Below are 25,232 nucleotides of genomic sequence, written 5' to 3' on the forward strand. Positions count from 1 at the left end.
TATGCAGCAGACCGGAATTTACGAACAGCTGATAACACAACTTATCGCAAGTAGAATTGATCGTAAGCGATTTTTTGTAGGTGAACGTGAACTCAATAGCAGTGAAGCATCAACTTGGCTGTCTCGTTTCCTGTCACACATCCTTGAGTTCGCCATTGAGTCCGTACCAACCAGTGATGACCGTCTGCAACAGCAAATTGCCTTATCCAATAAATTATTACTTTGGTTAAAAGAACAAATTCAAGATAACGACTTTATCGAAGATAATTTGCTTGCCAGCCAAGGTAAAATTCTGACCGCGCTATACAAATTAGAAAACCCTGTCTCTAGCGATTTAAAAGCCTACATCAATGACATATATCCTTTAACCGGCTTAAGCCAAAGTGAGCTGTTTTGTGGCAGTAATGCAGGGCTCTCACTTGAAGCTGAATTAAAGCGAGAGATCTTGTCAGCGGACAAAATATATTGGTTAGTGTCGTTTATTAAGTGGGCAGGGATACGCATTTTTCGAAAAGAATTGGAAGAATTCACCTCTAGTGGTCGTGAGCTCAAAATCATTACCACATCATACATGGGTGCGACCGATGCTAAAGCAGTTGAGTATTTGGCCAACTTACCGAATACCCAAGTCAAGCTGAGTTATAACACCGAGCGTGAGCGTTTACATGCTAAGAGTTATCTGTTCCTTCGCAATTCTAGCTACCATACTGGGTACATTGGTTCATCTAACCTCTCACACTCCGCTTTAACGAACGGTTTAGAGTGGAATTTGAAAATCACCTCGCAGGAAATCCCACATATTATTAAAAAGTCATTGAGTACATTTGAAACTTACTGGGCATCTCATGATTTTGAGCTATTTAATGATGATGCTACAAGTAGCGAAAAACTTAAAAAGGCTTTGAACCAACAACGTGGTAACTACGAGGCTAGCTCAACGCATTTTTTTGATATCTCACCTTTTCCTCATCAAAGCGAAATCTTAGAACAACTGGCCGTTGAGCGCAGTATTCACCAACGCTTTCGTAATTTAGTGGTGGCAGCTACAGGCACCGGAAAAACCCTGATTTCTGCCTTTGACTTTGCACGCTTTATTAAAGAAAAACCGCAAGCAAACTTCCTATTTGTTGCACACCGAGAAGAAATATTAAAGCAAGCAAGAGCGGCTTACCGTGGAGTATTGAAAAATAGTGCTTTTGGTGAGTTATGGGTTGGTGGGCACTCACCAGAGCATTATCGGCAACTGTTTGTGTCAATTCAAACGTTAAACAATCAGCTTGGTGAGCTTAACCTGACATCTGATTTTTATGAATATATCGTGATCGATGAGGTGCATCATATAGCTGCTTCAAGTTATCGAGCGGTTCTAGAATATTTCTCACCTTCTATATTACTAGGACTTACTGCAACGCCAGAGCGCCATGATGGTAGTGATATTTTGGCTGACTTTGGCGGAGTTATTGCGGCAGAAATCCGTTTGCCCGAAGCGATTAACCGCCGTCATCTTTGTCCATTTCAGTACTTTGGCATTGATGATGATACTGACCTGCGAACCATTCCTTGGAGTCGGGGGCGTTACGACATTGCTCAACTAACCAACCTATATACCCACAACCAAGCGCGTTTTGACAAGATTCTACTCAGTGTGCAGGAGATCGTCACTGACATAGGCAAAATGAAGGCGTTAGCTTTCTGCGTAAGCAAAGAGCATGCGCAGTACATGACGCAGCAACTCTTGTTGAAAGGCATTAAAGCAGATGTGTTGACCAGCGATAACAGTTATGAGCGACAACAAAAGCAGCAAGCCATTCGCTCAGGAAACATTAACGTGCTCTGTGTAGTCGATATATTCAACGAAGGCGTCGATATTCCCGAAGTTGATACTTTGCTGTTTTTACGACCAACAGAAAGTTTGACTATTTTCTTGCAACAACTTGGCCGAGGTTTGCGTTTAGCTGAGGGTAAAGAGTGTTGTACTGTATTAGATTTTGTTGGCAACTCACGTCCTGAATATGATTTTGCCAATAAATTTAGAGCCTTAGTGGGTAAAAGTAACCGCGCCATCAGTGATGAGATAAGGCAAGGGTTTCCTCATGTGCCACTTGGTTGTCGTATTGAGTTGAGTCAACGCACTCAAGAAATGGTACTCAGTAATATTCGCCAAGCCTCACTAACATTGAAGCGTTTAGTGGCGATGATCCGCCAGTTTCCTCAGCATTCCACACTACCGTTAACTCTATCTAACTTCTTAGCCCTGAACCCTCATATCAACTTAAATGAACTATATAAGCGAGGGTGTTGGTCACAGCTTGTTCAGCAAGCCAAAGGTGAAATCAACGAAAATATGCCAGATGATAGCCTCTTAAAAATGCTTAAAAAGACCATTCATAACCGGATTCTGACCTGTGATGATTATGCTTATTTAAGCTTTTTAAAGCAGCTTTGCCAAAATGATTTTGCTATTGCAGATACGAGTCATCGTTATGGATTGATGTGTCATTACGATTTCTGGCAAAAAACAGGAGCTGAGTGTGGTTTTGATTCCATCAAACAAAGCTTAGCGGAACTAAACTCTTACGAAATAAAAACAGAGTTATTAGACGTTTTAAACTGGCAACTTGCACAAACCAAGCATGAGCAACCAACAATGCATGCGTTGCCTGATGTTTCGTTAAGATTACATGCACGCTATGCGCGTGAACAAATATTGGTCGCATTTGGCGCAACAACTTTCGAGCACCAAGCGCCAGCGCGAGAAGGTGTATTTGTTCTAAAAGAGCAAAATATTGAACTGATGTTTGTTACCTTAGACAAAAACGAACAGCAGTTCTCGCCAACCACCATGTATCACGATTACGCGATTAACGAACACCTCTTCCATTGGCAGTCTCAAAATAGCGCAAGACCCGATAGAGGACGTGGTTTGGATTACATTCGGCATCAAGGAATTGGCAAACGTCTGTTCTTATTTGTACGTGAGCAAACCAAAGATGAATGTGGTCGTACTATAGGCTTTGTTAATTACGGCGAGGTAGAATATGTATCACACACTGGTTCACAGCCGATGAACATTACCTGGAAGCTAAAAGAGCCTATGCCGCACTTTATGTGGCAGCAAGCGGCCAAGCTGGCTGTGGGTTAATAGATCTACAAATTGTTATCTATAATGTAACTTTGTGTAGACCTCGGGGTCTAACCAACGCGCTCTTACCATCGCTGTGTCAAATACTGCGTGAAATACAAGGGCATCACGATATTGGTTTGTTCTAAAGCTGATGAGCCTTGTGTGCCAGTTAACTTAAAGGTTTTACTGGGTGCGCATTTTCCAATGTAAGATGCCAACGATTTTGCTCTTGTACGTTTGCCACTTTTGACTTCGACAGGGATGATATTTCCTTCATCTGTTGCCAAAATAAATTCGATTTCGGCGCGGGCGTCATTCCAAGAATAGCTTGGGTCAACGCCAATAGCAGTGAGTTCTTGTTGCACAAAGTTTTCAGCCACATAGCCTTTGTATTCATAGTTTTGTTGCTTAATCTCTTTATAACTGCTGCCTAGCATATGATTGAGCAGGCCCACATCAAACAGAAACAGTTTAACCATATTCTCTTTTTTATAGGCCGCCAACGGAGATTTCGGCAATCCTTCAACAGGGTAGTTTGGCAAAGCTAAGCGGCAGCAGTTAAGCCAATGGATCGCGGTTTCAAAGTCGCTATAACGAGATTTCCGCTCATGCACATGCTTAAATTTAAAGCGTTTAACAGACTCATCGTTTACTAGTGATAGCTGCGCTGGAATGCTATTAAATACCGATTCAATCAGTGTGGCGTCGACCTTGCCCGCGTACTTACCAAAATCGCGGCGATAACCTTCAACTAAATCGGCATGAATTTTTGTGACTTTTTCAACACGCTCTAGAATGCTTGCATCCTTATACTGATACCAAGCAGCAACCGCTTCCGGCATACCACCGGTAAAAAAGTAGTCGGTTAGTTTATCCATCAATTTAGTATGCACCGCCGGTGTGCTTGCTTGACTATCAAATGCTTTGATCAGTGCTTGCTCGTTGGATGCGTAAATAAATTCTTGGAAGGTCAGTGGTCGTAAATTGTATTGTTCAACCTTACCCACAGGGAAGGTGTTGAGCAAACCAATGTTCGAGCCGCTGGCTGCGACAAAATAGGACGGTGCTTTTTCGGCAAAATATTTAAGCGAAGTAACGGCTCGTTCACATTCGCCAATTTCATCTAATATCAGCAAGTCGGTTTCTGGGTTGAACGCCTGATTAGTCAAAAGCTCAATATTCATTATTAGTTCGTCAGGTGACAGTGAGCCATCGAACGCCTCTTTGTAAGCAGGGTTTTCAAGGAAGTCGATACGAAGGATGTTGGCAAAGGTGTTACCAAACAACTCTTGCAATAGATAGGTTTTGCCCGTTTGTCTTGCGCCATCAATCAATAATGGCTTGCGCACAGGTTGTTTTTTCCATGCAATTAAGGCGTTGAGTAAGTTACGCTGCATAGTCATTTCCCGCCAATAAAGATTGTTAACGGTCTATAGTATAACTCAGTGCACACTTTTACGCGCATAAAAGTGTGAGATCTTACATTTTTATGCGCATAAAAGTGTTTTTAGATTTCCCGTTAACGTAGCGGCTCAGCAAAACGGAAAAATTGCCCTCTAAGATCTTAGCATTTAAGGCATTCTTGGATGGGTAACTCTCTATTTAAGAACCTATTCGATGTTTTGAATCTGCTCGCGCATCTGTTCGATCAGCACCTTGAGCTCTACCGCACTCTGCGTGGTGTCGGTTACTATCGACTTGGATGAAAGCGTGTTGGCTTCACGGTTTAACTCTTGCATTAAAAAGTCCAAGCGACGACCTACGGGTTCTTTTTGCTTTAACACCCGACGTACTTCCTGAACATGGGTATTGAGGCGGTCCATCTCTTCATCCACATCCGCTTTTTGTGCAAGCAGTACTATTTCTTGTTCTAGTCGCTGCGGGTCAAGGTCGACGCCTAAGTCAGCAACACGGGCGCAGAGGGTGTCGCGTTGATTTTTTAAAATCAGTGGTAACTTGGCGCGTACATCGGTTACCACAGCGGAAATCGCATCGAGTCTTTGTTCAATAAGTGCTGCAAGTTCTTTACCTTCACGCTCTCGGCCTTTGGTAAGGTCGTCTAGAGCGTTATTGAACAGCTTAAGGGCTTCTTTTTTAACTTGCTCCATGTCGATGCGTACATCTTGCAACACGCCCGGCCAACGCAGTAAATCGAGTGGGTTCAGCGTTTGCGAGGCTGGCATCAGTTGCTCCATTTGCTCGGTTGCTGCAATTAGTTGGCGAGCAAAGCTTTCGTTGACTTGTAACGTTTGCGCTTGGGCTTCGGGTACAAAGCGCAATGTGCATTCCACTTTGCCTCGGCTTAGGCGTTTGCGCAGGGTTTCACGCAGTATCCCTTCGATCTCCCTGAGCTGTTCGGGCAAACGCAGGTGAGGTTCTAGAAAGCGATGGTTTACCGATCGAACTTCCCAAGTCAGTGTTCCCCAACTGTGTTGGCTCTCCTGTCGGGCAAAAGCCGTCATACTGCGTGTCATATTGTCTTATCTCGATTAGAATTGTCCTATTCCGATAGTTTAGCAGTCCAACGCCGGATGCTCTATGCAGCGTTTTGGCAATATTAATAAGGTTTTATTAAAGATGAGTCCTACCATTTCCGATCAACTTCAGAATCTTGGTCTTGCCAGCATGCGCCCGAGTGGTCGCCAACCCGATCAGCTTCGTGAGATCCGCATCACTCGCAATTTTACCAAGCATGCCGAGGGTTCGGTATTGGTGGAGTTTGGTGATACTAAGGTGATCTGCACGGCGACAGTCGACCGTGGTGTACCACGTTTTTTACGCGGTTCCGGCTCGGGCTGGGTGACAGCAGAGTATGGCATGCTGCCCCGCTCCACTAACACCCGTAATGATCGTGAGGCCGCTCGCGGCAAACAGGGTGGCCGTACCATTGAAATCCAGCGTTTAATCGGCCGCTCTCTGCGTGCTGCACTGGATTTGAACAAGCTTGGCGAGAACACCATCACCATCGATTGCGACGTGATCCAGGCAGATGGCGGCACACGCACAGCTTCTATTACGGGTGCTTGTGTGGCGTTAATTGATGCTATTAATGTTCTAAAGAAAGACAAACACGGTGCGCTGAAGGGCAACCCGGTTAAGTACATGCTGGCGGCTATTTCCGTGGGCATTTATAAAGGCGAGCCAGTATTAGATTTGGATTATGCCGAAGATTCCTCAGCTGAAACCGATATGAATGTCATCATGACGGACAAAGGCGGCTTTATCGAAGTACAGGGCACGGCAGAGGGCGCACCTTATACTCAGGATGAGCTAAATAAGATGCTGGCACTGGCTGATAAAGGTATTAAAGAGATTATCGCTTTACAGAAAGCCGCCTTAGAAAGCTAATACGTATACATATCGCAGGCAAAAAAAGGGTGCTCTAAAAGCACCCTTTTTTATTAGAAATCACCGTCGTAATCGACGATTAGCGGGCCGTGCTCAGAAAACATGCCCTCTTTATAGATAGAGACATTCTTAATCATTTTGCGCATATTCGCCGTTGTTACCTGATAATCCAAACGTGCGCCTTCGTTTAAGGTACGTGCACGATTGTAATCAGGCCACCAGGTAAACTGGCGTTCCGCTTTGTTTATCTCTCGAAACGCATCGACATAGCCTAGCTCGCCAAACATCTCTTCCATAAATGCCCGTTCGCTCGGCAGAAAGCCAGAAACCGTTTGGTTAACATACCAGTTACTCAGGTCTTCTGTGCGGTGAGCCGTGTTAAAGGTGCCACAGAAAATAAAGTCGCGACGCTTACGCAGTGTTTTTTTCAGATGGCCCATGAAGTGGCTCATGAACTCTTCTTTTTTCTGCTGCGCTTCGTGGCTTTTCAACCCGGAAGGAATATACAAAGATGCCACACTAACCTTATCAAAGTCAGCTTGGATAAAACGCCCTTGGTAGTCACATAGCTCAAAGCCCAAACCGGTCATAATTGCCTTGGGTAGATGGCGTGTATAGATGGCTACACCACTGTAACCATCTTCAAAGGCATCAAAGAAGTAAGGGTAGTATCCTTCGGGATGATAACGATCACCGTCTAACTGATACTCTTTAGCACGTAGATCCTGAATGCAGATTACATCTGCATCCTGCTGGACCATCCAGTCAAAGAAGCCTCGGTCAGCTGCTTGTTCAATACCCTGGGCATTGAAGGTGATAACACGCATGTTGGTTATTCCTGTGAAGCGCACTAAAAATTAAAGAGGAATTGTATAGCGAAGCGCAGCAAAAGGAAATTTTAGCATCGTGGAAAATCTCGTTACAACGCATGGCAGGTGTTAGAATACGGCTTTTAACCAAGATGGGATACAGTGATGCGCGACTACCAACGAGAATTTATAGAGTTTGCTATTGAACAGAACGTTCTGCGCTTTGGTGAATTCACCTTAAAATCCGGTCGCATCAGCCCTTATTTTTTCAACGCTGGCTTATTTAATACAGGCACGGCTTTAGCGAAGTTAGGCCGTTACTACGCAGCCGCTATTGAGGATGCTGGCGTTCCTTTTGATGTGCTCTTTGGCCCTGCTTATAAAGGTATTCCTCTTGCAGCCTCAGCAGCGGTGGCGCTTTCAAATGACTACAACCGCGATGTGCCGTATGTATTCAACCGTAAAGAAGCGAAAGACCATGGTGAGGGCGGTAATCTGGTAGGTGCGCCACTCGAAGGCCGAGTGATGATTATCGATGACGTTATCACAGCGGGTACAGCTATTCGTGAAGTGATGGAGATTATCAACGCCGCCCAAGCAACACCTGCGGCTGTGATGATTGCTCTTAACCGTATGGAACGCGGTAAAGGGGAGCTATCAGCTATTCAGGAAGTTGAGCGTGATTACGGCATGCACGTTATCAGTATTGTGTCACTTGAGGATATCGTGGTCTATTTGACCGACGTAGGCGGCTATGATGAGGCGATTGCTGCGATTGCCCAATACCGTGCTGAATACGGTATTTGATCAATTAAAAGGGTAGCAGCTAAGGCGCTACCCGAACTTTGACAATACGTGTGGCTGAATCCACACCACTTCCGCAACGCCCCGTACTCTTAATCGTATAATAGTCCTGCCCTGCCAGAGTAATGAGGCTACAGGTTGCCTGATAGCTGCAGTTTTTTAATCCGCTGACCGTAAATAACACCGGCGAAGCGTCACTGTTACAGACCTGTGGATTCTCAGGGTGTAGCAGTTCCGATAAATGCAGCTCTGCACCCGATTGAGCAGCAAGCAACGCTCTGGCGGCCAAAACCTCTTGTGCCCTATAGGTTTGACTGGTGCGTAGCATACTGTTCATTCCCACCACCAAAACAGCCAGCACAACGATGACAAAGATCGCGGAGATCAACCCCAACCCCTGCTCAGATTTTGGATAGTTAGCATAGTCAAGGCGCATTGCGTATCTGCACCTCTTGCTGAATAAGCAGCCGCTCACCGGCTTGCTCAACACTGAACTCGGCCAACACCAGTGCGTTACGTTGTAGCGTTGCATCCACTACGGTAAAAGGCTGTGTGGCGGTGACAGGATAAGCTAATAAAACCCGATTAGGTTCCCCCGTCGGCAAACTGCTGGGGCTAGGTTGTACAGCAGAGCGTGCATAGTTGCGATACCGGTAGAGACGATCACCCACCAGACAGTAGCTCACAGGCGTATCCACCACAAACAACCTCTTAGAGGGTGATTCGGCAGGAAACCGATGTCCGCTGGCGAGCGTCATAGTCTCAACGCCAGGCCCTAACAAATCAGAGGCCGCAGAGGTAATGTCTGGCGAGATCACCGCAGGCGAGCCAGTTTGATAAACCGCCGCCGTCGTAATGGGATAAACCGCGGCTTGACCAAGTGTAGGCGCTTCCGCAAACGGGATGATCTGAATATTGGTATTATTCGCATTCAAAGGGATATTGACATACTGTGTTGCCGCTAGGATGGGTACAAACTCTAGGCAGTAACCGCTGGCATCCGTCCTTGCACTGTTTGGCAAGGCATTGCGCACCTCTCGTAATATCCGATCAATGGCAACCCGGCTCGTGCCAGCAATCCCCTCACGGCGAGACATATCGCTATATCCCTTCACTGAGCTAATAATAAAACCCGTAGCACCAACGGCGATAATCCCCATGAGTACAATCGCAATGACCAGCTCTACCATCGTAAAGCCCCGCTGCCTACTACTCATACGCATCAGTAGTTACCTCGATACGCAACAAAGCGCTGAGGCGCTTCCTCGGGGGGCGTCACGGTTACCACTATTTTTTTGAGTGTGCGTACCGGGCGGCTAAAGTCTGCACCAGCATAGGTCACCTGCACAGCAACGTGATAGCGCTGATACTCAGGGCGCACAATACCTAATGTATTCTCCGATGGCGACTCACTGAGGTTGTTGTAATCATCCACATCATCATACTGGCTACGGGTTTCAGACTCAGGCCCTAATGTGCTCGAACAGCTCACAGAACTACACGGAGGTGAACCACCGACGGGGGTATTTTCATCGAAACGTTTTGTCAAAATCTCTTCGATATAAGCTTGGCCGAGGTAGGCTGCTTTCGCATGCCAAAAGGGATCACCGCTACGCTTGGCGGCGCCACTCCATGCTGAAATCAGCACCACCAGCGAGATACTGATAATGACAATCGTCAGGATGCTCTCGATTAGCGAGAACCCCTTTTCAGAGACAGGCGCCATCATAGGAAAATCCTGCTGGAGAGGTGCATAAATAGCGTGCATCCTCGATAGCGAACGTAACGCTCCCATTAACAGGGAGAGCAGTTGGCGTTTGTAACTGCACCAGATCACCGGTGTCTTGATAAACCAATGTCAGGCTGTCGCCAGCGGTTAACATACCGCTAGCCCCACTGCCAGCATAACTAAAACGGTAACGGCCTTCTAACGGATAAGACACCGTCTGACCTGCAAACTGCAGGGTCAACAGCCACTGCGTATTGGATGTGCGGCCAATAACTAACTGTGCACCACTACCTTGATGGGCAACCGCTGTGCGTTGAGCAAGGCGAAGATAAGACAACATTTGTTGCTGAAAGACAGAAGACCGAAAAGAGGACACATCCCCTAAACGAGCAAAGGCCACAGCACTGATAATCCCCAAGAGGGCAAGCACTGTGACCAACTCGACAAGCGAAAAGCCGCGCTGCAAACGCAAGTTTAAAAACATACTAACCTACGCCACACACGGCTAACCTACCTTTACAGATTACTCGTCGTAACTTCACCCGTCGCCGTATCGTAAGTAATCGTACGAGTGCCAGAGGTTGACGTATCCGGCTGATAAGCAAATACACAGTCTGGAGCTGCAGCCGTCACAAGATAATCAGAACCTGTAGCCGTAGCAACAGTTGGTGCATTAGCTTGTAAAATAGCACCCCATAAAGCCACACAGCCCGCCGCGCTTGCTGTCGTTGTGCCAGAACCATCTGTGATCGCCGAACCACTCGTACCTACAGGGTAACGGGTAGCATTGACAATAATATTCAAACCATCAATAGCGACAGTATTACCTGTATCCACATTATCAACAATGGCCTGCGCTTTCACTAACGCCACAGCCGCACCTAATGCACCCGCAGTACCCTGTACCGACGCTTTGTGAGCATCTTCGGTTACATCAATAAAGCGTGGTAACGCAACAGCCGCCAAAATACCTAATAAGGCGATTACCACGACCAGTTCAATAATTGTAAAACCCGCTTGTCGTTTCATTTTTACTACTCCATTCTCGAAAGATAAAAATTCGTTCTTAGTGAGCTTCGGTTACTTTGACGAAGCTTTGATTTTCCAAGTGTACGGCCACAGCGGAGCGACACTCACATTATAATTCGCACCATTAGCTGGGTTATCGGCCATTGCATGATTTAATTTAAGCACAAATCTCAACTCGCTGCCGTCTCCCTCCCCTACCTTTAGGTAAGTATTTCGTCTAGTTTTATAAATCAACTCGTTAGCATCGCTATCAAAGTACCAAAAACCTTTTTCCAGCATCGTGCTATTAACATTTTTATTGATCTCACCCGCATATAGCTTTGCTTGGGAAGGTATCCAGTCAAAAGGATTTTCCAAGAGCAAGGCGCTCGCTTTTTCAGGGCGTCCCTCAATATAGAATTTTGTCATCCTGATATTAATTTGTGCTTGCAACTGCCCTAACATCCCCTGTACAGCAGCCCGCTCGGCTGATTCAGCAATACGCCCCAGATAAACCGATAACACACCATAAAGAATCACTATTACCAATAGGCTAATCACCAGCTCTAACAGTGTAAAACCTCGGTTATTCCGTCTCATGGCATTAACCATTGATGGTGGTGCTTAGCTCCCATAACGGCAGGAAGACCCCCAATGCTAAAACCAAAACCATAATGCCGATCGCGACAATCAAAATCGGCTCAATGACACTGGAGAGGTTCTTAAGGTCATACTCCACCTCCTCTTCATAGAAGCTGGCAACATCCTCTAGCATCTCATCGACTCGGCCTGTTTCTTCACCAACCGCCAGCATCTGCATGACAAGCGGACTGAACATCGCTGTTCGGTGAGCGGTGGAGGTGAACCCTTCACCACGCTCAATCCCTTGGCGCATCTCTGCTACTTTTCCGCCAATATAAACATTGCCCATAGCACGCGACACAATAGACAACCCCTGCTCTATGGGGATTCCCGCTTTGAGTACCACACTGAACGTTCGCGCAAATCGCCCTAGGATAGCACGATAAAAAATCCCGCCCACCAAAGGTAATTTGAGTTTTATACGATCCCATTTCAGGCGGCCTTTTTCCGTTTTTGTCCAACGAATAAAGGCATAAATACCACCCACTAACCCTACCAATAATGCGGGCCACCAGTTCACCGTAAAATCAGAGATGGTGATTAATATGCGGGTTTGCCAGGGCATCTCTCCGCCAAAATTCTCAAATACGCCCTTAAATGCTGGGATAACAAAAACATTAATAACCCCTACCGCTGCTGCGATCGCAATCATGACAAACATGGGGTAGCGGGTGGCCTGCTTAATACTTCGAATGGTTTGCCGCTCCAACTCAAGATAAGCGGCCATCTGCTTAAACGCCTCATCCAAGCGTCCTGTATTTTCTCCCACATGCACCATGCTGACATATAGATCATTAAACAGCTTGGGGTGTTTATTCAGCGTTGTAGATAACGCATTACCTTTTTCCAGATCATCGGCGATCTGATTGAGGGTATTCTTAAGCAGCGGGTTTTTAATGGTATTCGCCAACCCTCGCATACCGCTGGTGATAGGCACACCTGCTCGTGTGAGGCTGGACAGCTGACGACTGAGCATGATCATCTCATCCAGTGTCACCTTCTCAAATAAACGTAGCTCACTCCCTTTGGATGCTTTTTTCGTCGTTGAAGTATCGTTTACTGGCTCCACCTTGACCGGTGTGATGCCTTTCTCTAAAAGTTGGCTGGCCACTTCTGTTTTATTCAGTGCCTCCATGCGGCCTGTCGCTGAGGAGCCATCTGGATATCGACCGCTGTATTGAAACGAAGCCATCCGTTACTCCAACTCTAAACCAGACGGGGTGGGCATATCCAAATCTTCATACGCCTGCTCATCCATTTGTTCAGTGACCCGGAATACCTCTTCAAGGGAGGTTACCCCCTGAGAAGCTAGTTGCAGCGCGCTGATCACCAAAGGCTGATATTCATCGCTCTCTCTTGCAGCTTTAGCAAAGGCAGCACTGTCATTACGACGCAAGGCATCTGCCATTTCATCGTTGAGTTCCAGTAGCTCGAAGATACCCACACGCCCTTTATAGCCTGTGTTGTTGCAGTAGGTACAGCCTTTACCATGCTTAAGCTGTGTCGTTGTAACACCGGCTTCTTCCGCTTTGATATCTAACCAGATTTGCTCCTGAACACTGGGCTGGTAAGGCTCTTCGCAATTATTGCAAATGCGGCGCACCAGTCGTTGCGCCAGAATCCCTCTTAAGGCCGTGCCTGCAAGATACCCCTCTACACCAATATCCACCAAACGCATTGCACTGGAAATCGCATCGTTGGTATGTAAAGTTGAGAGTACAAAGTGACCAGTCATGGCGGCACGCATCGCAATATCGGCAGTTTCTAGGTCACGAATCTCACCCACCAGCAAAATGTCAGGGTCTTGTCGCAAGCAGGCACGTAAAACTTTGGAAAATGTCAGGCCAATTTGAGGATGAACCTGTACTTGGTTGATACGTGACAGACGGTATTCAACTGGATCTTCTACGGTGATGATCTTTTTCGATGCATCATTAAGTTCGTTTAGCGCCCCATAAAGTGTTGTCGTTTTACCACTACCCGTAGGGCCTGTTACCAGTAAAATACCGTGGGGTTCACGAATAATACGTCGTACTCTCTGTAACATTCGTGGTGGTAAACCCGATTTATCTAAACCGATTTTACCCGCACTCTGGTCAAGTAAACGCATTACCACCGACTCACCATATTGAATAGGCAACGTAGAAATACGCACATCAATACTGTGGTTTTTTACGGTGATATTGAAGCGACCATCCTGTGGCAGGCGCTTTTCAGAGATATTCAGCTCGGCCATCAGTTTAAGTCGCAACACCAAAACCGCCGCTATACGAGTCTCTTTGACCACATGCTCATGGAGCACACCATCAACACGCTGGCGAATACGCAGTACGGTTTCATCCGGTTCGATATGAATATCCGATGCTCCAACCTGTACCGCATCTTCAAATAAACTTTTGAGCAAACGAACAACCGGCGCATCCACCTCATCGGCAGCGGTCAGTTGTGAGAGGTCAAAACTATCTTCAACAATATCCTCATTCAGCTGATCCGCCAGAGTATCGATATCGCTGGTACGGCGGTACATCAGATCCAGAGTTTGCAGCAGCTGGCTCTCGGCAACGACTGCTAGTTCAATGGTTTTGGGCAGTAGTCGTTGAAGCTCATCAAACGCGAAAATATCTAGCGGATCTGACATCCCCACCAAAAAGTGGTCTGGATTCTCTTTCAGGACAATTGAGCGGAAACGACGTGCATGGGTTTCAGAAAGACGTAATACATCTTGCTGATTGAAATTATAATGAGCTAAATCCACCAAAGGCACACTTAACTGCTGGGCAAGAAACTCTAAAAACTGCTGTTCCTGCACATAGCCTAAAGAGATCAATGTGCGCCCAAGCTTTTGACGCGTCTCTTTCTGGCGGCTTAATGCCTCCATCAACTGTGGTTCTGAAATAACGCCATTTTGGACAAGCAAGTCGCCGATGCGTATTTTCATTTTAGGAGATGCCATCTATCCTCGCCCTTTCTACTGAGTCAGTCGCGCTATTTGCGACTGGGCATATTGCCTCAATGAACGATCCTGCCCAGGGATCGCTAAGGCACTTTGGTAGGCTTCTAACGCCTTCTGCTGCTGCCCAAGATGCTCAAGCGATACGCCCATGGATACCCACCAGCGCGCCTCTTGTGCGTTCAATGTCAACAGAGATAGGTACTGCTGTACTGCAAGATCATGTTGGCCTGTTTGCTGATACGCAGATGCCAATAGCTCCAGATAATCCTGGCGCGTCACTCCCTCCGAAAACGCCCTCAGTAAAGTGATCGCCTCTGTCGCCTCCCCCTGCTGTAGATGAGATCTTGAGCGTAGTAATGCCCAAGAGAGGTTATTCGGCGCAGGCTGCAGTTGGGTTCGCGCTTCTTCATAGCTCTCTGTCGCAAGCAACAGTTGCACCAGCAGGTAGCGACTCTGCCACGATGACTTTGGCTGGCGCTCAATAAATGTTCGGAGCAGAGATTGCGCTTGCGATATCTCCTGCTTTGCCAGCATACGTCTTGCTTGGCGCACAGTCGCTGCATCGGTAGGTTGTGGCTTTAACGACTTTTGCATAGCCCCGGTGGAGGCGCCAATGACACCCGATGCATTCGTTGGCTGTGGAGTGACGCTAACAGCGGGTTTTGCTGCCTCCGATGGTTCGGGTATTGCGGGCGCATCTACTATCGGCTTAGCCGCTTGTTCTTGTGCCAATGCTGTCTCGCCTATCGAGCGGGTAACGTCACGTTTAGGTGCTGTCTGCACCTCAATCATCAAGCGCGCAGGTTTTTGCTTTAGTTCTATCAGGAAATTGACAGGCTCGCTCGCCACCATGCGAAAGCGGCTTTTATCGGCCTGCGGAACAATCTCTACAGTCGACAACAAAGGCGCTAAGTTATCAGGTAACCCACTACTTAACTGGGTTTCCTCAAGGGCAATATCTAAGGATGTGGAGGTTTTACCATACACCACAAAAGGCTTAACCTGATCCAGCCACAAAGTCAGCACACCATGCTGGGATGTTGTCTGCGTCCAGTTGATAACACGTATCTGGTTAAGCGGTGTCGTCTCAGGCCTTGCGTTATCTATAACCTCTTCAGGCGGCGCTGCAACAATGGGGTTTGGCTGGTTAACTAGTGTGCTCTGTGACTTCGGTGCCACTTCTTGCGTCATGTTCGCCCAGTAACGGTGTAAAAGAGGCCAGTAATTCAGGGCCAGAACGGCTATTACGCATAAAAGTAGTAAAATAATTATCGTGCGTGGCCAGTGGCTTTTGGGTTTATTAGCCACCGTCGTATAGGCTCTGCCTTCTGTGCGCTGGCGCTCATCCAAATCGCGCAGCATATCATTAACAAGACTCATCCTATTAGTCCCCGAACACTCAGCACGTAAGCCGCCCCGGCACATACCCCAGCCAGCAGGGCTGAACTCAACCACCATGAAAGCCCACTCGCAACGCGGGGTACCTTAACGCCTTCGGTGTCTTCAATGGCATGGACTACATGCTGAGGATTAATCTGCCGTTCTCCTTTGCCATAAGCACTCATCAACGACTTGTGGGCCAGTATATTGACTAGTCTCGGCACACCTCCTGATGCTTTTGCAATCAAGCTGGCGGCTTTTTTGCTGAACAGGGATAAGCCTTCATAGCCTGCTTTACTGGCGCGTTGTTCCAAATATTGCGCAACCGCCGTTTGCGTTAGCACCTGAAGCTGGCTGCTAAAGGTGATGCGCTGTTTTAATTGCCGTAAAGATGGCCTCGCCAATAACTGATCCAACTCGGGCTGGCCAAATAAAACCACCTGGAATAGTTTTTCTGACTCGGTCTCTAAATTGGTGAGCAACCGTAATGCTTCGATCGTCTCTTCAGGCATCGCTTGCGCTTCATCAACGATCAATACCGTAAAACGCCCTTCTTTTGCAATCTCGACAAGGCGCTCATTGATTCGGGTAATCAACTCAAAATCCCGCAGCTGCAGCGCATTTTCTACACCAATTTCTAAGGCAAAATGCCGGCGCAGCGCTTCAGGGCTTAGATAAGGATTTGGCAAATAGGCACTCACACAGGATTCTTTTTCCAAAGCGTTTAACAGCATACGGCACAGCATAGTCTTACCGGTGCCCACTTCACCTACCACCTTAATAAAGCCATCCCCACTGCTCAGCGCTACCAGCAGCAGATTCAACGCTTCTTGGTGCGTCGGTAGTTGTAAAAAGAAGCGAGTATTGGGCGTTAAAGTAAACGGCAACTCCCGCATTCCGAAGTGTTCTATATACATGTCTCTTTGGTCTGCTCCTGTGAGTTTTTCTCTAAGCTTGGCCGCTATCGTAAAGAGCGGAAGCCATCCAAACTACGTTGCAGCTCTTGTTGCCAGCCTTGTGAATTTGCAATAACAGGGCGCAATAGAATCACAAGTTCGCTTTTATTCGACCCTTGCCTGCGCTGCTGAAACAACTTACCAATGCCAGGAATATCCCCTAAGCCCGGCGCTTGGGCTTTCTTATCGGAACTGCCCGATGTCATCAGCCCGCCAATCACTATCACCTGTCCACTCTGGGCACGTACAACACTATCTGATTCTCGAATAGAGCTTTGCGCGAGAGGGATATCCAGTTTATCGCCACCAATGCTGATCAGTTTCTGCTGATCTTCAACCTCACTGACAGAGGGGTGGATATGCAAAATGATGTCATTGTTTTCGCTGATCTGAGGGGTTACATCCAGAGCAATCCCTGAAAAGAAAGGCGTCAGCTCAACTTTTGGCGTGTTTGTCGTTGATGTGCCGGTCGTGGTGGTGTTTTCAATTTCAGTCACATAGAACTCATCCGTTCCCACTTTAATCACAGCTTTTTGGTTATTCATTGTGGATACACGGGGGCTAGATAACACTTGTACATTGCCTTGGGTCCCCAACAACTCGATCAACCCAGCAAAGTCATATCGACTCAGGGTGGCACTAAACACACCGCCTGTATTATCACTATTGACGAGAGATTCGGCCGTTTGCCCTAGCGTAAACTGGCTACGACCAAGATTTCCGATAGATGCCCACTCAATACCCGCCTGAAAGCCATTATTGAGCTGAACTTCTAAGATCTTCGCTTCGATAACCACTTGGCGCTGCAAAATCAGTTCAGCTTTGCGCAGGTAGTTTTCTACGGTTTGCTGCTCACTGGGGAACGCTCTTACCACGACAACACCGGCTTGTGGTGTAACAACAATTCGCTGACCTTTATCAGTGCCTATGATCGCCTCTAGGGTTTGTTGCAGCTCACCCCAAAAGTCGGTCTTGCTCCGGGTTCTGATATGAGTGCCAACGAGCGCGGCCTCGCCATTGCTGCTGGATGAGCTATCACTGCTGTCACTGCTACTGCCTCCACTGCTGCTCGTGCCCGCTTGGGTTACTGAGCCTGCACTAACAGATGTCTGGGATTCACCGGTACGTTCAATATCCAGATAATTCACTTGATACAAGCGAGTTTCTAATGTAGCCGGAACAACCTGAAACAGGTTGCCATTGCGCTTAAATTCGTAGCCGTAGACATCGCGCACTGCTTTCATGACTTCGGGCACAGTGACATCTTTAAGATGCAGGGAGATATCACCACTAATCGATTCATGGACAATCATATTATAAGGCGTACCTTCCACCAGCCCCATAAAGAACGTCCGCACAGATAGCTGATTAGCGGAGACATCAAAGCGCTCCTCCTGAACATCAGCCAAAGACTGTAAGCTTACCGGCGGCAACGCAAGTGGCTTAGGCACGCTAACAGAGGCTGAGACTTGGCTTTGCTCAATCGCTTCTGAGAGTATCTGCTCTGATGCCTGCTGTGGCGGCTCTTCAGTTACATGCCCTATGCTCTGACATCCCAAGAGCCATAGCCCCGAGATAGCTAGGGCTCCATATTTCATTATCTGTTTCATGAGCTAACCCTTAACGGCTTTTCTTAAGCCCTGAGACCTGGGAAAGTACGACCCAATGTTGTCTCTCTTTTATTTGCAGCAATACCCGACCCCTTTCAATTTTTTGGACTCGAGCACCCTCAATAACGTCTCCAACTTCTACCTGTTGTCCGTTTACAATAGCCGAACTGCCCACCCGCCGTTTGATAATCGAAGATACCTGATAGGTAACATCTTCTTGAGTGACGCTCTCCACAACAGATTCGCTTCGCCAAGGCTGCGTGGGATCGTTGATTGCCTCTGCGAAGACCAGCGGGGTATACAACATACCTATACAGACCATCCATTGTTTAACCACCAAGCCAACCCTCCTCAGCGCTTAAGGTGTAGACTCGAAGCAGAACCTCTGCTTCAGGATGTTTGCTCACACGATATTCTAAGACATCCCAAAAAAAAGCCGATGACAGCGATTCTAAGCGAAGCAGGTAATCATACACATCCTGATATTCACCCCGAATTTGTAACTCAAAACGATGCTGATACACCGGAGCGGGAGGAGATGTTTTCTCTTGTTCATCCGAAGTCTGGACAGAAGAGGCCGCAAGCTTTAAAGGCTCGACAGGTAAGGAAGTCAGTTTTTGTAGCGTGATACCGGGGCTTTTTTCCAAAACAGTTTCTAATACGTGCGTCATCTGCGAAGGATCGGTCAGAAATACCGATTGCCGACTAAGCTCAGCCGTCAGCTGTTTATCCTGCTGCATTAAGCTCTGCACTTCCTTTCGAATCGCTAAAGAGGGATCTGCAGCTTTTGCCTGAATCAACGCGTTTTTTTCGATCTCGCGATTGCTAATCGTTCGCTCAGCTTGCTCTATTTGTAAGCGTGAAGACTCCTGCGCTTTATAGAGTGGCTCTGACGCTAAAACAAAGAATGCCGCAATAATAAGTACCAATATGGTTATGGCAACCAAGAGTCGTTCACGGCGGCTTAGTTGGTCAAACTTATCCAGAGCACCTTTTATCATGGTTGGCTCCCTACCGCTTGAACACCCGTTGTTTTAAAGGAGTACACGTTATCGGAGAGCTCTGTTGAAAGCTCTGAAAAATGCACGCCGTGAAAAGCACTCTGTTTTACCAATTGACGGAGAAAAACAGGCACACGATCAGCCTGTGCACTGCTCCCAGATAACTGTAACTCTCCACCAGTTGCGTCAAGAGTAAACTCTGTTAACCAAAGCGCTTCGGGCACACTCTGTGAAAAGCCTCGCATGGCACTGCTGAAGCCGTGCTGGTTACCAGGTTGCACCAAGGCTAACAGCGTTGTCAGGTAGCGCTTCGATTCTATTTTTTGAATCAGCGCGTTGCGGTCATTCACTAAGGAAGCATCGGGTTTTCGGGCCGCTAACTCTGTTTCTAACGCCTCTATATGTGTTTGCTGCTCACTCGCTTTTCCCGATAGTTCTGCTAGCGCAGTGTTGCTGTTCTGCAATGTATACCAAAGCCATCCAGACATCAGAGCGCAACACAGTACTACGGCGACTAGTCCAGCTCCCACATTTTTGGCAAGTAGCCAGTCCCTCTGAACTTTAGGCCGGGGAGGTAAGAGATTAATTCGCTGTTTCATCACACCTCGACTCCTGATTCCCTAAAGGCACCAGCAATGGCCAGACAACAACGCTGCTGCAAATCCACACTCAAGGATATTTGAGATTGAACGAAGTCGCCCAAATCTAATGACTGAACATCCGCCCCCAAATTATTGCGTAGCTCCATCATCAAAGGTGTTTCACCCACCTGCAACGGCATAACCACTATGCGTACACAGGGCGGCTTACCTATTTGGCTTTCAAAGTAGTCCATAGACCTTTGTAAATCCAAAACCGTATTGTCAATGTGAGTTTCATGGGGGTAATTCAGGGTACGCGACATATATAACGCCCCTGAGGACATCATATTCACGACACTCTGCTGTTGTTCTAAAAATAGGGTTGCCGTCCCAGCTTCCGACTCGCAAACAGATTCGGTGATGTTTAAGAGTGCCAGCTCAGGTATATCGATATAGCGAGGAACCAACCCAATCGCCTCAAGCCACTCAACTCGTTGGTTAATAAGGCGCTTTTCTGCTACCACAACATAGACCATGGCTCCGCGCCCTCTGTATGCATCTTCGGGCAGCTCTACATAGTCTAGAAGCGCATCATCAGGTGAAAAATGAATCAAATCCTTAATTCGCCAAAGCAGCGCTTCTTTCAGTTCTTCTTTGGGTACCTCAGGCGCCTCAACAAGCAGTAACTGATATTCACCCAACGAAAGCACCAAAGAGCATTGATTGCCACTCAATTGCGCTTTCTCAAACTGCGCCACAACGGAAGGTATACTAGTGTAGGGTTGATCGATCTCAATAAACTCGACCCTTGTCAGTTCAGCTCCTTGAGCCCCTCTGCTCACATGGGCAAAAGCAATACCATCCGGCTGTACATGAATCGAGGTTATCCCCTTTTGGCGAGTGCTCTTTTTCCTAAATGACAACACATCATTCCCTCAAGTGATATCCAGAACGCCACACACATCATTACATACGGCTAATTTGAATGCCAAAACAATCCTAACAAACAACTTATCGGCTGACCCTACTCATAGTTTAGTTGATACATCGAGTTTAGCTTGATGAATTTCTTAGTAAAAAAGTTGTACGAATACTTGAACTTGGTCGGCGTAAATGATTGAATACGCCCCACTTAAATGCCCGGATAGCTCAGTCGGTAGAGCAGAGGATTGAAAATCCTCGTGTCGGTGGTTCGATTCCGCCTCCGGGCACCATCATCAAAGGCTTGCGATCATACGCAGGCCTTTTTTGTCTGCCTGACGCCAGTCAGCATTTCACACATTCTCCCAAACTGGTCTATGTTTAAGACAATTAGTCAGATTTTAGGTCGGTGCGATGGAGCTCCACGATACTACTCAAGCGCTTATTCCGTGCTTAGATAGTAAGAATCAAACATATAAGATAGCTTCTTTGTTATTTGAGCATTCCCATGAGGGTATTCTCATTGCGGATGCATCCGGGTGTATATCCGATGTAAACCAGCGCTATCTAGAGATGACCGGACTCCAAAAAGATGAGCTGATTGGCTGTAATGTCCTGTTTCATGACGTTACCCTTCCAAGTAGAGAGCCCACTCCCGAGTGGGAAGCTTTTTTAGCATCAAACGCGACAACGCTTGAACTGACTACAGCGCTACGTGACTGTCGAAGCTTTGCTCGGCACATCAAACTATCCTCCCTAACCGATAATGACGGGCAAACATCTATTTACATTGCCCATGTAGAGGATCAATCCTCTTTAAGGGCAACTGAAAAGGCCCTACAGGCAAGTGCCAAACACATCGATCAAATCATAGAGGGCTTTCCGCAGCCTGTTATCGTACTTAATAAAGAGCATCTCATTACCCACTGGAACCATGCCTGCGAAATATTTTTCGGAGCCAAAGCGGCTGAGATGATTGGTACCAGTAATCAGTGGAAACCTTTTTATAAAGACCCACGCCCCGTAATGGCTGACTTAGTACTTGATCAAGATGAGGAGGGGTTGCTTCCTAGATACTATGGCAGCAAGTTTCGTCCTTCTGAAATACTGCCTGGAACATACGAGGCTGAAGATTTTTTCCCTCACTTTGGCGAGGAGGGACGTTGGCTTTACTTTACAGCAACGGCTATCAGAAATGCTGAGGGTGAAATCATTGGGGCTATTGAAACCCTGATCGATATTACCGAGCAAAAGCGCGCTGAAACGGAGGTGCAAAACTTAAACGATGCGCTGGAAAGTCGTATTCAACAAAAAACACAGGAGCTTCAACAAGCTATGCAGCAATTGGTTCAGTCCGAGAAACTGGCATCGCTTGGTAGCTTGGTTGCCGGAGTTTCCCATGAACTGAACACCCCTATTGGTAATATGCTGACCCTATCCACAACACTCAACGAACACGCCCACGAACTACAAGAGAAAATCACCCAAAATCAGTTAAAGCGGTCGATCTTAGATAACTTCCTTTCTGTAGTTCAGGAATCCACCCAGCTGTTCGAACACAACGCACGTAAAGCCGGCGACCTGATCAGTAGTTTTAAACAGGTTGCGGTCGATCAAAGCAGTTCTCGAATACGTAACTTTCAGCTAAAGAAAACCGTAGAAGAAGTGCTAACAACACTGCGGCCAATGCTAAAACAAACGCACCACAACATACAATTTGATATACCAGACACTATTCGGCTGACAAGCTACCCTGGCCCATTAGAGCAGGTGCTTACCAACCTCATTAATAATGCCTGTATTCATGCCTTTGCTAACAGTAACGAAGACGGCTGTATAACGATTACCGCTTCAGCCATGGACGAGCATCTCGTGCTTTCCTTTAGTGATAATGGCCGAGGTATGGACGCAGATACCCAACGTAAATTATTTGATCCTTTTTTCACGACCTCTCTAGGTAACGGGGGCAGCGGCTTAGGAATGTATATTACTTATAACATTGTGACAGTGATTTTAGGCGGGACAATTCAAGTAGACAGTACGCTTGGGCAAGGCACCACCTATACTATATCACTCCCCCTGACATCGCCTGAACGCACCCAAAGCGACGGTACTGTTTATGATCACTGATGATGACCTGTTAGAAATAATCGATGACACAGAAGAGTTAGAGGGTGCGCCACGCAAACCCGCATGGCGCATTCTGATAGTGGATGATGATGAGGGAGTCCACGCAGCTTCAACACTCGCTCTGAACAATGTGGATATTTATGACCGGCCACTGGAGCTACATCACTGCTACAGCGCTAAAGAAGCGCGCAGTAAACTTCTCGAAGATAAAGACTTTGCAGTGATCCTGCTGGATGTCGTCATGGAAAGTGAACGAGCGGGCCTTGAAATGATCAGCTTCATAAGGGATGAGGTAAGCTTGAAAACCTGCCGTATTATTTTGCGAACAGGGCAACCGGGCTATGCTCCCGAGCTGAATATTTTTAATGACTACGATATCGACGATTATCGAACAAAATCAGAACTCACCCGTACACGGTTAATTACCTGCATTACCGCAGCACTACGCTCCTATCGCCAAATCACGGCGCTTGGCAAGCATAGAGAAGGGCTGGAAAAAGTTATAGCGGCCTCATCAGACCTTATGGAAAAAAAGGCGATTCATTCATTTGCAGAAGGTATTCTCACTCAGCTTGCGTCATTGATGAGCCTTCAGGATGACGGCATCGTTTGTGCGCAGCGCTCTATTCCAATCAAAGATGCTAAACATGAACAGCTCTATATTGTCGGCGCCGTAGGAACACTCACACATTACATATCCCGACCTATTTTTGAACTCAAGCGCCCCGATGTCATGCTCTCTATCCAGCAATGCTTGGATACAAAAAACCATATATTTGATGACGAACATGTCGCCCTGTATCTGCAAAGCAGTCATATGGAGGGGGTAATTTATCTTCACACAGGTCGTCCACTGGGGTATGACGAGCAAAGGCTCATTGAGGTATTCGCAACCAATATCTCGAGCTGTTATGGCAATGTACAACTTGTCGACAAACTAAACTATGTGGCTTACCACGACGCTCTCACACGTCTTCCTAACCGCACCCGATTTATTTTAGAGCTGGATAAGGTTGCTCAATCACAAAATACCAATACCGTCGTTGCGCTATTAGACATCTCACATTTTGCCGATTTAAACGAGGGCTTGGGTATTGATGCGGGTAATACCCTACTGCAAGCTGTTGCTTCTAGGCTAACCGAGGAAGTCGGAAGCACCTGCTTTATCGCTCGAACAGGTGCCGATGTGTTCGGCCTGATAGGCCCTCAGCATGCCATTAACTCAAATACCATTGAGTCCGTTTTTCTCGCACCCTTTATGGTTGAGCAAATGGCCATACAGGTACGCTTCAGTGCCGGTTTTTGTCGTCTACTATATGGAGAGATGAAAGGCCTGACACTACTCAAACGCGCTAATATCGCCTTAACCCGTTCGAAGAAAAGCACTTCCCGTAGCTATGAATACTTTATGGAGGACATGGAAAACGACACGCGTTGGCGAATAGACATCATCCAAAAACTCCACCGAGATTTCTATAACGGCCAACTAGAGCTCTGGTATCAACCACAAATTAACCTGAAAACTGGGGTAGTCTGTGGTTTAGAAGCACTGATGCGCTGGCCGGATGAGCAAGGGGGCTTTGTTCAACCACCCAGCGTCTTCATTCCTCTAGCAGAATATTCGGGGCTCATTGTTGAGTTAGGTGATTGGGCACTCGAAGAATCCTGCAAACTCTATAAATCACTCATGGAATCTGGTTTAGCACCCGCCAGTGTTTCTGTGAATGTAAGCGTGCCGCAATTTAAAAACCCAGCCATGGTCAAAAAAGCCACGCAACTCGTGAGCACTCATCAAATGCCACAGAAAGCGCTAAACCTGGAAATCACAGAAAGCTTAGCCATGGATGACCCTCAACTAGTAATTGAGAGCCTACTACAGCTTCGCAAAGCCGGTATTCAGACCTCTATAGACGACTTCGGAACAGGGTATTCATCGCTAGGCTACCTGCGCAAGCTGTCGATCGACTGTCTAAAAATCGATCAAGGCTTTATTCAGGAGATCGTCTTAAAAGATGGGCAACTCCAAGGTGGCGTGTTTGCCGATACGATCGTCACCCTAGGGGATAAACTCAATTTGAGAGTGGTGGCCGAAGGCGTCGAAACACAGGAACAGGCGCGTTTTCTCAGGCAACTCGGCTGTGAGGTTGCACAAGGCTTCTTTTACGCGAAACCGATGCCCGAAGAAGCACTCTATGAGTGGTTGAGAACCTATCGCCCCATCACCGTGTGAGCATAG

At 47.1% G+C, this 25,232-nt stretch carries 23 protein-coding genes and 1 tRNA gene; 6 read left to right on the forward strand and 18 right to left on the reverse strand.

Features of this window, described 5'->3' with window-relative positions:
• Nucleotide 1: 1 nt before the first annotated feature.
• Nucleotides 2–3,142 carry a DEAD/DEAH box helicase gene (locus tag F0U83_RS16355; RefSeq protein WP_138988025.1) on the forward strand — a complete coding sequence of 1,047 codons (3,141 nt, stop codon included), beginning with the start codon at nucleotides 2–4 and terminating at the stop codon, nucleotides 3,140–3,142.
• 65 nt (nucleotides 3,143–3,207) lie between these two features.
• Here F0U83_RS16355 and F0U83_RS16360 read toward each other — a convergent pair whose 3' ends face one another.
• Together F0U83_RS16360 and F0U83_RS16365 are read right to left on the reverse strand one after the other, a co-directional pair.
• A complete protein-coding gene (locus tag F0U83_RS16360) occupies nucleotides 3,208–4,521 on the reverse strand; it encodes an ATP-binding protein (RefSeq protein WP_138988024.1) in 1,314 nt (437 codons plus the stop codon).
• 213 nt (nucleotides 4,522–4,734) lie between these two features.
• Nucleotides 4,735–5,598 (reverse strand): YicC/YloC family endoribonuclease, encoded by an 864-nt coding sequence (locus F0U83_RS16365; RefSeq protein ID WP_138988023.1) that lies wholly within the window; start codon nucleotides 5,596–5,598, stop codon nucleotides 4,735–4,737.
• A gap of 103 nt (nucleotides 5,599–5,701) precedes the next feature.
• Between F0U83_RS16365 and rph the strand changes: the two genes are divergently transcribed.
• On the forward strand, nucleotides 5,702–6,472 hold the full coding sequence (gene rph, locus F0U83_RS16370) for a ribonuclease PH (RefSeq protein WP_276469561.1): 771 nt from the start codon (nucleotides 5,702–5,704) through the stop codon (nucleotides 6,470–6,472).
• 53 nt (nucleotides 6,473–6,525) lie between these two features.
• Here rph and F0U83_RS16375 read toward each other — a convergent pair whose 3' ends face one another.
• Nucleotides 6,526–7,299 carry an exodeoxyribonuclease III gene (locus F0U83_RS16375; RefSeq protein ID WP_138988022.1) on the reverse strand — a complete coding sequence of 258 codons (774 nt, stop codon included), beginning with the start codon at nucleotides 7,297–7,299 and terminating at the stop codon, nucleotides 6,526–6,528.
• A 147-nt stretch (nucleotides 7,300–7,446) separates the two neighbouring features.
• On the opposite strand from F0U83_RS16375, the gene pyrE reads away from it, so the two are divergent.
• Nucleotides 7,447–8,088 carry an orotate phosphoribosyltransferase gene (gene pyrE, locus F0U83_RS16380; RefSeq protein WP_138988021.1) on the forward strand — a complete coding sequence of 214 codons (642 nt, stop codon included), beginning with the start codon at nucleotides 7,447–7,449 and terminating at the stop codon, nucleotides 8,086–8,088.
• A gap of 19 nt (nucleotides 8,089–8,107) precedes the next feature.
• Here the strand turns inward: pyrE and F0U83_RS16385 are convergent, their stop codons facing one another.
• The 15 genes from F0U83_RS16385 to F0U83_RS16455 are packed head-to-tail and all read right to left on the reverse strand — an operon-like array spanning nucleotide 8,108 to nucleotide 20,868.
• Nucleotides 8,108–8,521 (reverse strand): hypothetical protein, encoded by a 414-nt coding sequence (locus tag F0U83_RS16385; RefSeq protein WP_138988020.1) that lies wholly within the window; start codon nucleotides 8,519–8,521, stop codon nucleotides 8,108–8,110.
• On the reverse strand, nucleotides 8,511–9,308 hold the full coding sequence (locus F0U83_RS16390) for a PilW family protein (protein WP_138988019.1): 798 nt from the start codon (nucleotides 9,306–9,308) through the stop codon (nucleotides 8,511–8,513). The genes F0U83_RS16385 and F0U83_RS16390 overlap by 11 nt, the downstream gene beginning before the upstream one ends.
• Nucleotides 9,308–9,814 (reverse strand): type IV pilus modification PilV family protein, encoded by a 507-nt coding sequence (locus F0U83_RS16395; RefSeq protein ID WP_170221856.1) that lies wholly within the window; start codon nucleotides 9,812–9,814, stop codon nucleotides 9,308–9,310. Before F0U83_RS16395 ends, F0U83_RS16390 begins: the two co-directional genes overlap by 1 nt.
• On the reverse strand, nucleotides 9,795–10,298 hold the full coding sequence (locus F0U83_RS16400) for a pilus assembly FimT family protein (RefSeq protein ID WP_138988017.1): 504 nt from the start codon (nucleotides 10,296–10,298) through the stop codon (nucleotides 9,795–9,797). Before F0U83_RS16400 ends, F0U83_RS16395 begins: the two co-directional genes overlap by 20 nt.
• Before the next feature lie 32 nt (nucleotides 10,299–10,330).
• Nucleotides 10,331–10,843: a type II secretion system protein gene (locus F0U83_RS16405; RefSeq protein ID WP_138988016.1), complete on the reverse strand. Its 513-nt coding sequence runs from the start codon at nucleotides 10,841–10,843 to the stop codon at nucleotides 10,331–10,333.
• Nucleotides 10,844–10,894: 51 nt separating this feature from the next.
• Nucleotides 10,895–11,422, reverse strand: a complete 528-nt coding sequence (locus F0U83_RS16410; RefSeq protein ID WP_170221854.1) for a type II secretion system protein — start codon at nucleotides 11,420–11,422, stop codon at nucleotides 10,895–10,897.
• Between the two features lie 4 nt (nucleotides 11,423–11,426).
• Nucleotides 11,427–12,656, reverse strand: coding sequence for a type II secretion system F family protein (locus F0U83_RS16415; RefSeq protein WP_138988014.1), 1,230 nt, complete (start codon nucleotides 12,654–12,656; stop codon nucleotides 11,427–11,429).
• 3 nt (nucleotides 12,657–12,659) lie between these two features.
• Entirely contained in the window at nucleotides 12,660–14,417 is a 1,758-nt protein-coding gene (locus tag F0U83_RS16420) for a GspE/PulE family protein (protein WP_138988013.1), read from the reverse strand.
• A gap of 15 nt (nucleotides 14,418–14,432) precedes the next feature.
• Complete coding sequence (locus F0U83_RS16425) at nucleotides 14,433–15,797, reverse strand: tetratricopeptide repeat protein (RefSeq protein WP_170221852.1); 1,365 nt, start codon at nucleotides 15,795–15,797, stop codon at nucleotides 14,433–14,435.
• Complete coding sequence (locus F0U83_RS16430; protein WP_138988011.1) at nucleotides 15,794–16,714, reverse strand: ExeA family protein; 921 nt, start codon at nucleotides 16,712–16,714, stop codon at nucleotides 15,794–15,796. Before F0U83_RS16430 ends, F0U83_RS16425 begins: the two co-directional genes overlap by 4 nt.
• A gap of 44 nt (nucleotides 16,715–16,758) precedes the next feature.
• A complete protein-coding gene (gene mshL / locus F0U83_RS16435) occupies nucleotides 16,759–18,363 on the reverse strand; it encodes a pilus (MSHA type) biogenesis protein MshL (RefSeq protein ID WP_138988010.1) in 1,605 nt (534 codons plus the stop codon).
• A 10-nt stretch (nucleotides 18,364–18,373) separates the two neighbouring features.
• Nucleotides 18,374–18,700 (reverse strand): hypothetical protein, encoded by a 327-nt coding sequence (locus F0U83_RS16440; RefSeq protein WP_150036818.1) that lies wholly within the window; start codon nucleotides 18,698–18,700, stop codon nucleotides 18,374–18,376.
• Entirely contained in the window at nucleotides 18,693–19,364 is a 672-nt protein-coding gene (locus tag F0U83_RS16445; RefSeq protein ID WP_138988008.1) for a type II secretion system protein M, read from the reverse strand. The genes F0U83_RS16440 and F0U83_RS16445 overlap by 8 nt, the downstream gene beginning before the upstream one ends.
• The gene (locus tag F0U83_RS16450; RefSeq protein ID WP_246077814.1) at nucleotides 19,361–19,963 is read right to left on the reverse strand and encodes a PilN domain-containing protein; all 603 of its coding nucleotides are present in this window, start codon (nucleotides 19,961–19,963) and stop codon (nucleotides 19,361–19,363) included. Before F0U83_RS16450 ends, F0U83_RS16445 begins: the two co-directional genes overlap by 4 nt.
• Nucleotides 19,963–20,868 carry a type IV pilus biogenesis protein PilM gene (locus F0U83_RS16455; protein WP_138988006.1) on the reverse strand — a complete coding sequence of 302 codons (906 nt, stop codon included), beginning with the start codon at nucleotides 20,866–20,868 and terminating at the stop codon, nucleotides 19,963–19,965. The genes F0U83_RS16450 and F0U83_RS16455 overlap by 1 nt, the downstream gene beginning before the upstream one ends.
• Before the next feature lie 215 nt (nucleotides 20,869–21,083).
• On the opposite strand from F0U83_RS16455, the gene F0U83_RS16460 reads away from it, so the two are divergent.
• From F0U83_RS16460 to F0U83_RS16470, 3 genes are all read left to right on the forward strand, one after another.
• Nucleotides 21,084–21,159 (forward strand) — tRNA-Phe (locus F0U83_RS16460).
• Nucleotides 21,160–21,355: 196 nt separating this feature from the next.
• The gene (locus F0U83_RS16465) at nucleotides 21,356–22,996 is read left to right on the forward strand and encodes a PAS domain-containing sensor histidine kinase (protein WP_170221850.1); all 1,641 of its coding nucleotides are present in this window, start codon (nucleotides 21,356–21,358) and stop codon (nucleotides 22,994–22,996) included.
• Nucleotides 22,986–25,226, forward strand: coding sequence for a putative bifunctional diguanylate cyclase/phosphodiesterase (locus F0U83_RS16470; protein WP_138988004.1), 2,241 nt, complete (start codon nucleotides 22,986–22,988; stop codon nucleotides 25,224–25,226). Before F0U83_RS16465 ends, F0U83_RS16470 begins: the two co-directional genes overlap by 11 nt.
• The last annotated feature ends 6 nt before the right edge of the window (nucleotides 25,227–25,232 follow it).

Origin of the sequence: Neptunomonas concharum, from assembly GCF_008630635.1 — a bacterium.
GTDB classification, from domain to species: Bacteria; Pseudomonadota; Gammaproteobacteria; order Pseudomonadales; family Balneatricaceae; genus Neptunomonas; species Neptunomonas concharum.

Coding starts and splice junctions, on each gene's coding strand:
- F0U83_RS16355 (WP_138988025.1), top strand. CDS start 2: ATGCAGCAGACCGGAATTTACGAACAGCTGATAACACAACTTATCGCA.
- F0U83_RS16360 (WP_138988024.1), bottom strand. CDS start 4,521: ATGCAGCGTAACTTACTCAACGCCTTAATTGCATGGAAAAAACAACCT.
- F0U83_RS16365 (WP_138988023.1), bottom strand. CDS start 5,598: ATGACACGCAGTATGACGGCTTTTGCCCGACAGGAGAGCCAACACAGT.
- rph (WP_276469561.1), top strand. CDS start 5,702: ATGAGTCCTACCATTTCCGATCAACTTCAGAATCTTGGTCTTGCCAGC.
- F0U83_RS16375 (WP_138988022.1), bottom strand. CDS start 7,299: ATGCGTGTTATCACCTTCAATGCCCAGGGTATTGAACAAGCAGCTGAC.
- pyrE (WP_138988021.1), top strand. CDS start 7,447: ATGCGCGACTACCAACGAGAATTTATAGAGTTTGCTATTGAACAGAAC.
- F0U83_RS16385 (WP_138988020.1), bottom strand. CDS start 8,521: ATGCGCCTTGACTATGCTAACTATCCAAAATCTGAGCAGGGGTTGGGG.
- F0U83_RS16390 (WP_138988019.1), bottom strand. CDS start 9,308: ATGCGTATGAGTAGTAGGCAGCGGGGCTTTACGATGGTAGAGCTGGTC.
- F0U83_RS16395 (WP_170221856.1), bottom strand. CDS start 9,814: ATGATGGCGCCTGTCTCTGAAAAGGGGTTCTCGCTAATCGAGAGCATC.
- F0U83_RS16400 (WP_138988017.1), bottom strand. CDS start 10,298: ATGTTTTTAAACTTGCGTTTGCAGCGCGGCTTTTCGCTTGTCGAGTTG.
- F0U83_RS16405 (WP_138988016.1), bottom strand. CDS start 10,843: ATGAAACGACAAGCGGGTTTTACAATTATTGAACTGGTCGTGGTAATC.
- F0U83_RS16410 (WP_170221854.1), bottom strand. CDS start 11,422: ATGAGACGGAATAACCGAGGTTTTACACTGTTAGAGCTGGTGATTAGC.
- F0U83_RS16415 (WP_138988014.1), bottom strand. CDS start 12,656: ATGGCTTCGTTTCAATACAGCGGTCGATATCCAGATGGCTCCTCAGCG.
- F0U83_RS16420 (WP_138988013.1), bottom strand. CDS start 14,417: ATGGCATCTCCTAAAATGAAAATACGCATCGGCGACTTGCTTGTCCAA.
- F0U83_RS16425 (WP_170221852.1), bottom strand. CDS start 15,797: ATGAGTCTTGTTAATGATATGCTGCGCGATTTGGATGAGCGCCAGCGC.
- F0U83_RS16430 (WP_138988011.1), bottom strand. CDS start 16,714: ATGTATATAGAACACTTCGGAATGCGGGAGTTGCCGTTTACTTTAACG.
- mshL (WP_138988010.1), bottom strand. CDS start 18,363: ATGAAACAGATAATGAAATATGGAGCCCTAGCTATCTCGGGGCTATGG.
- F0U83_RS16445 (WP_138988008.1), bottom strand. CDS start 19,364: ATGATAAAAGGTGCTCTGGATAAGTTTGACCAACTAAGCCGCCGTGAA.
- F0U83_RS16450 (WP_246077814.1), bottom strand. CDS start 19,963: ATGAAACAGCGAATTAATCTCTTACCTCCCCGGCCTAAAGTTCAGAGG.
- F0U83_RS16470 (WP_138988004.1), top strand. CDS start 22,986: ATGATCACTGATGATGACCTGTTAGAAATAATCGATGACACAGAAGAG.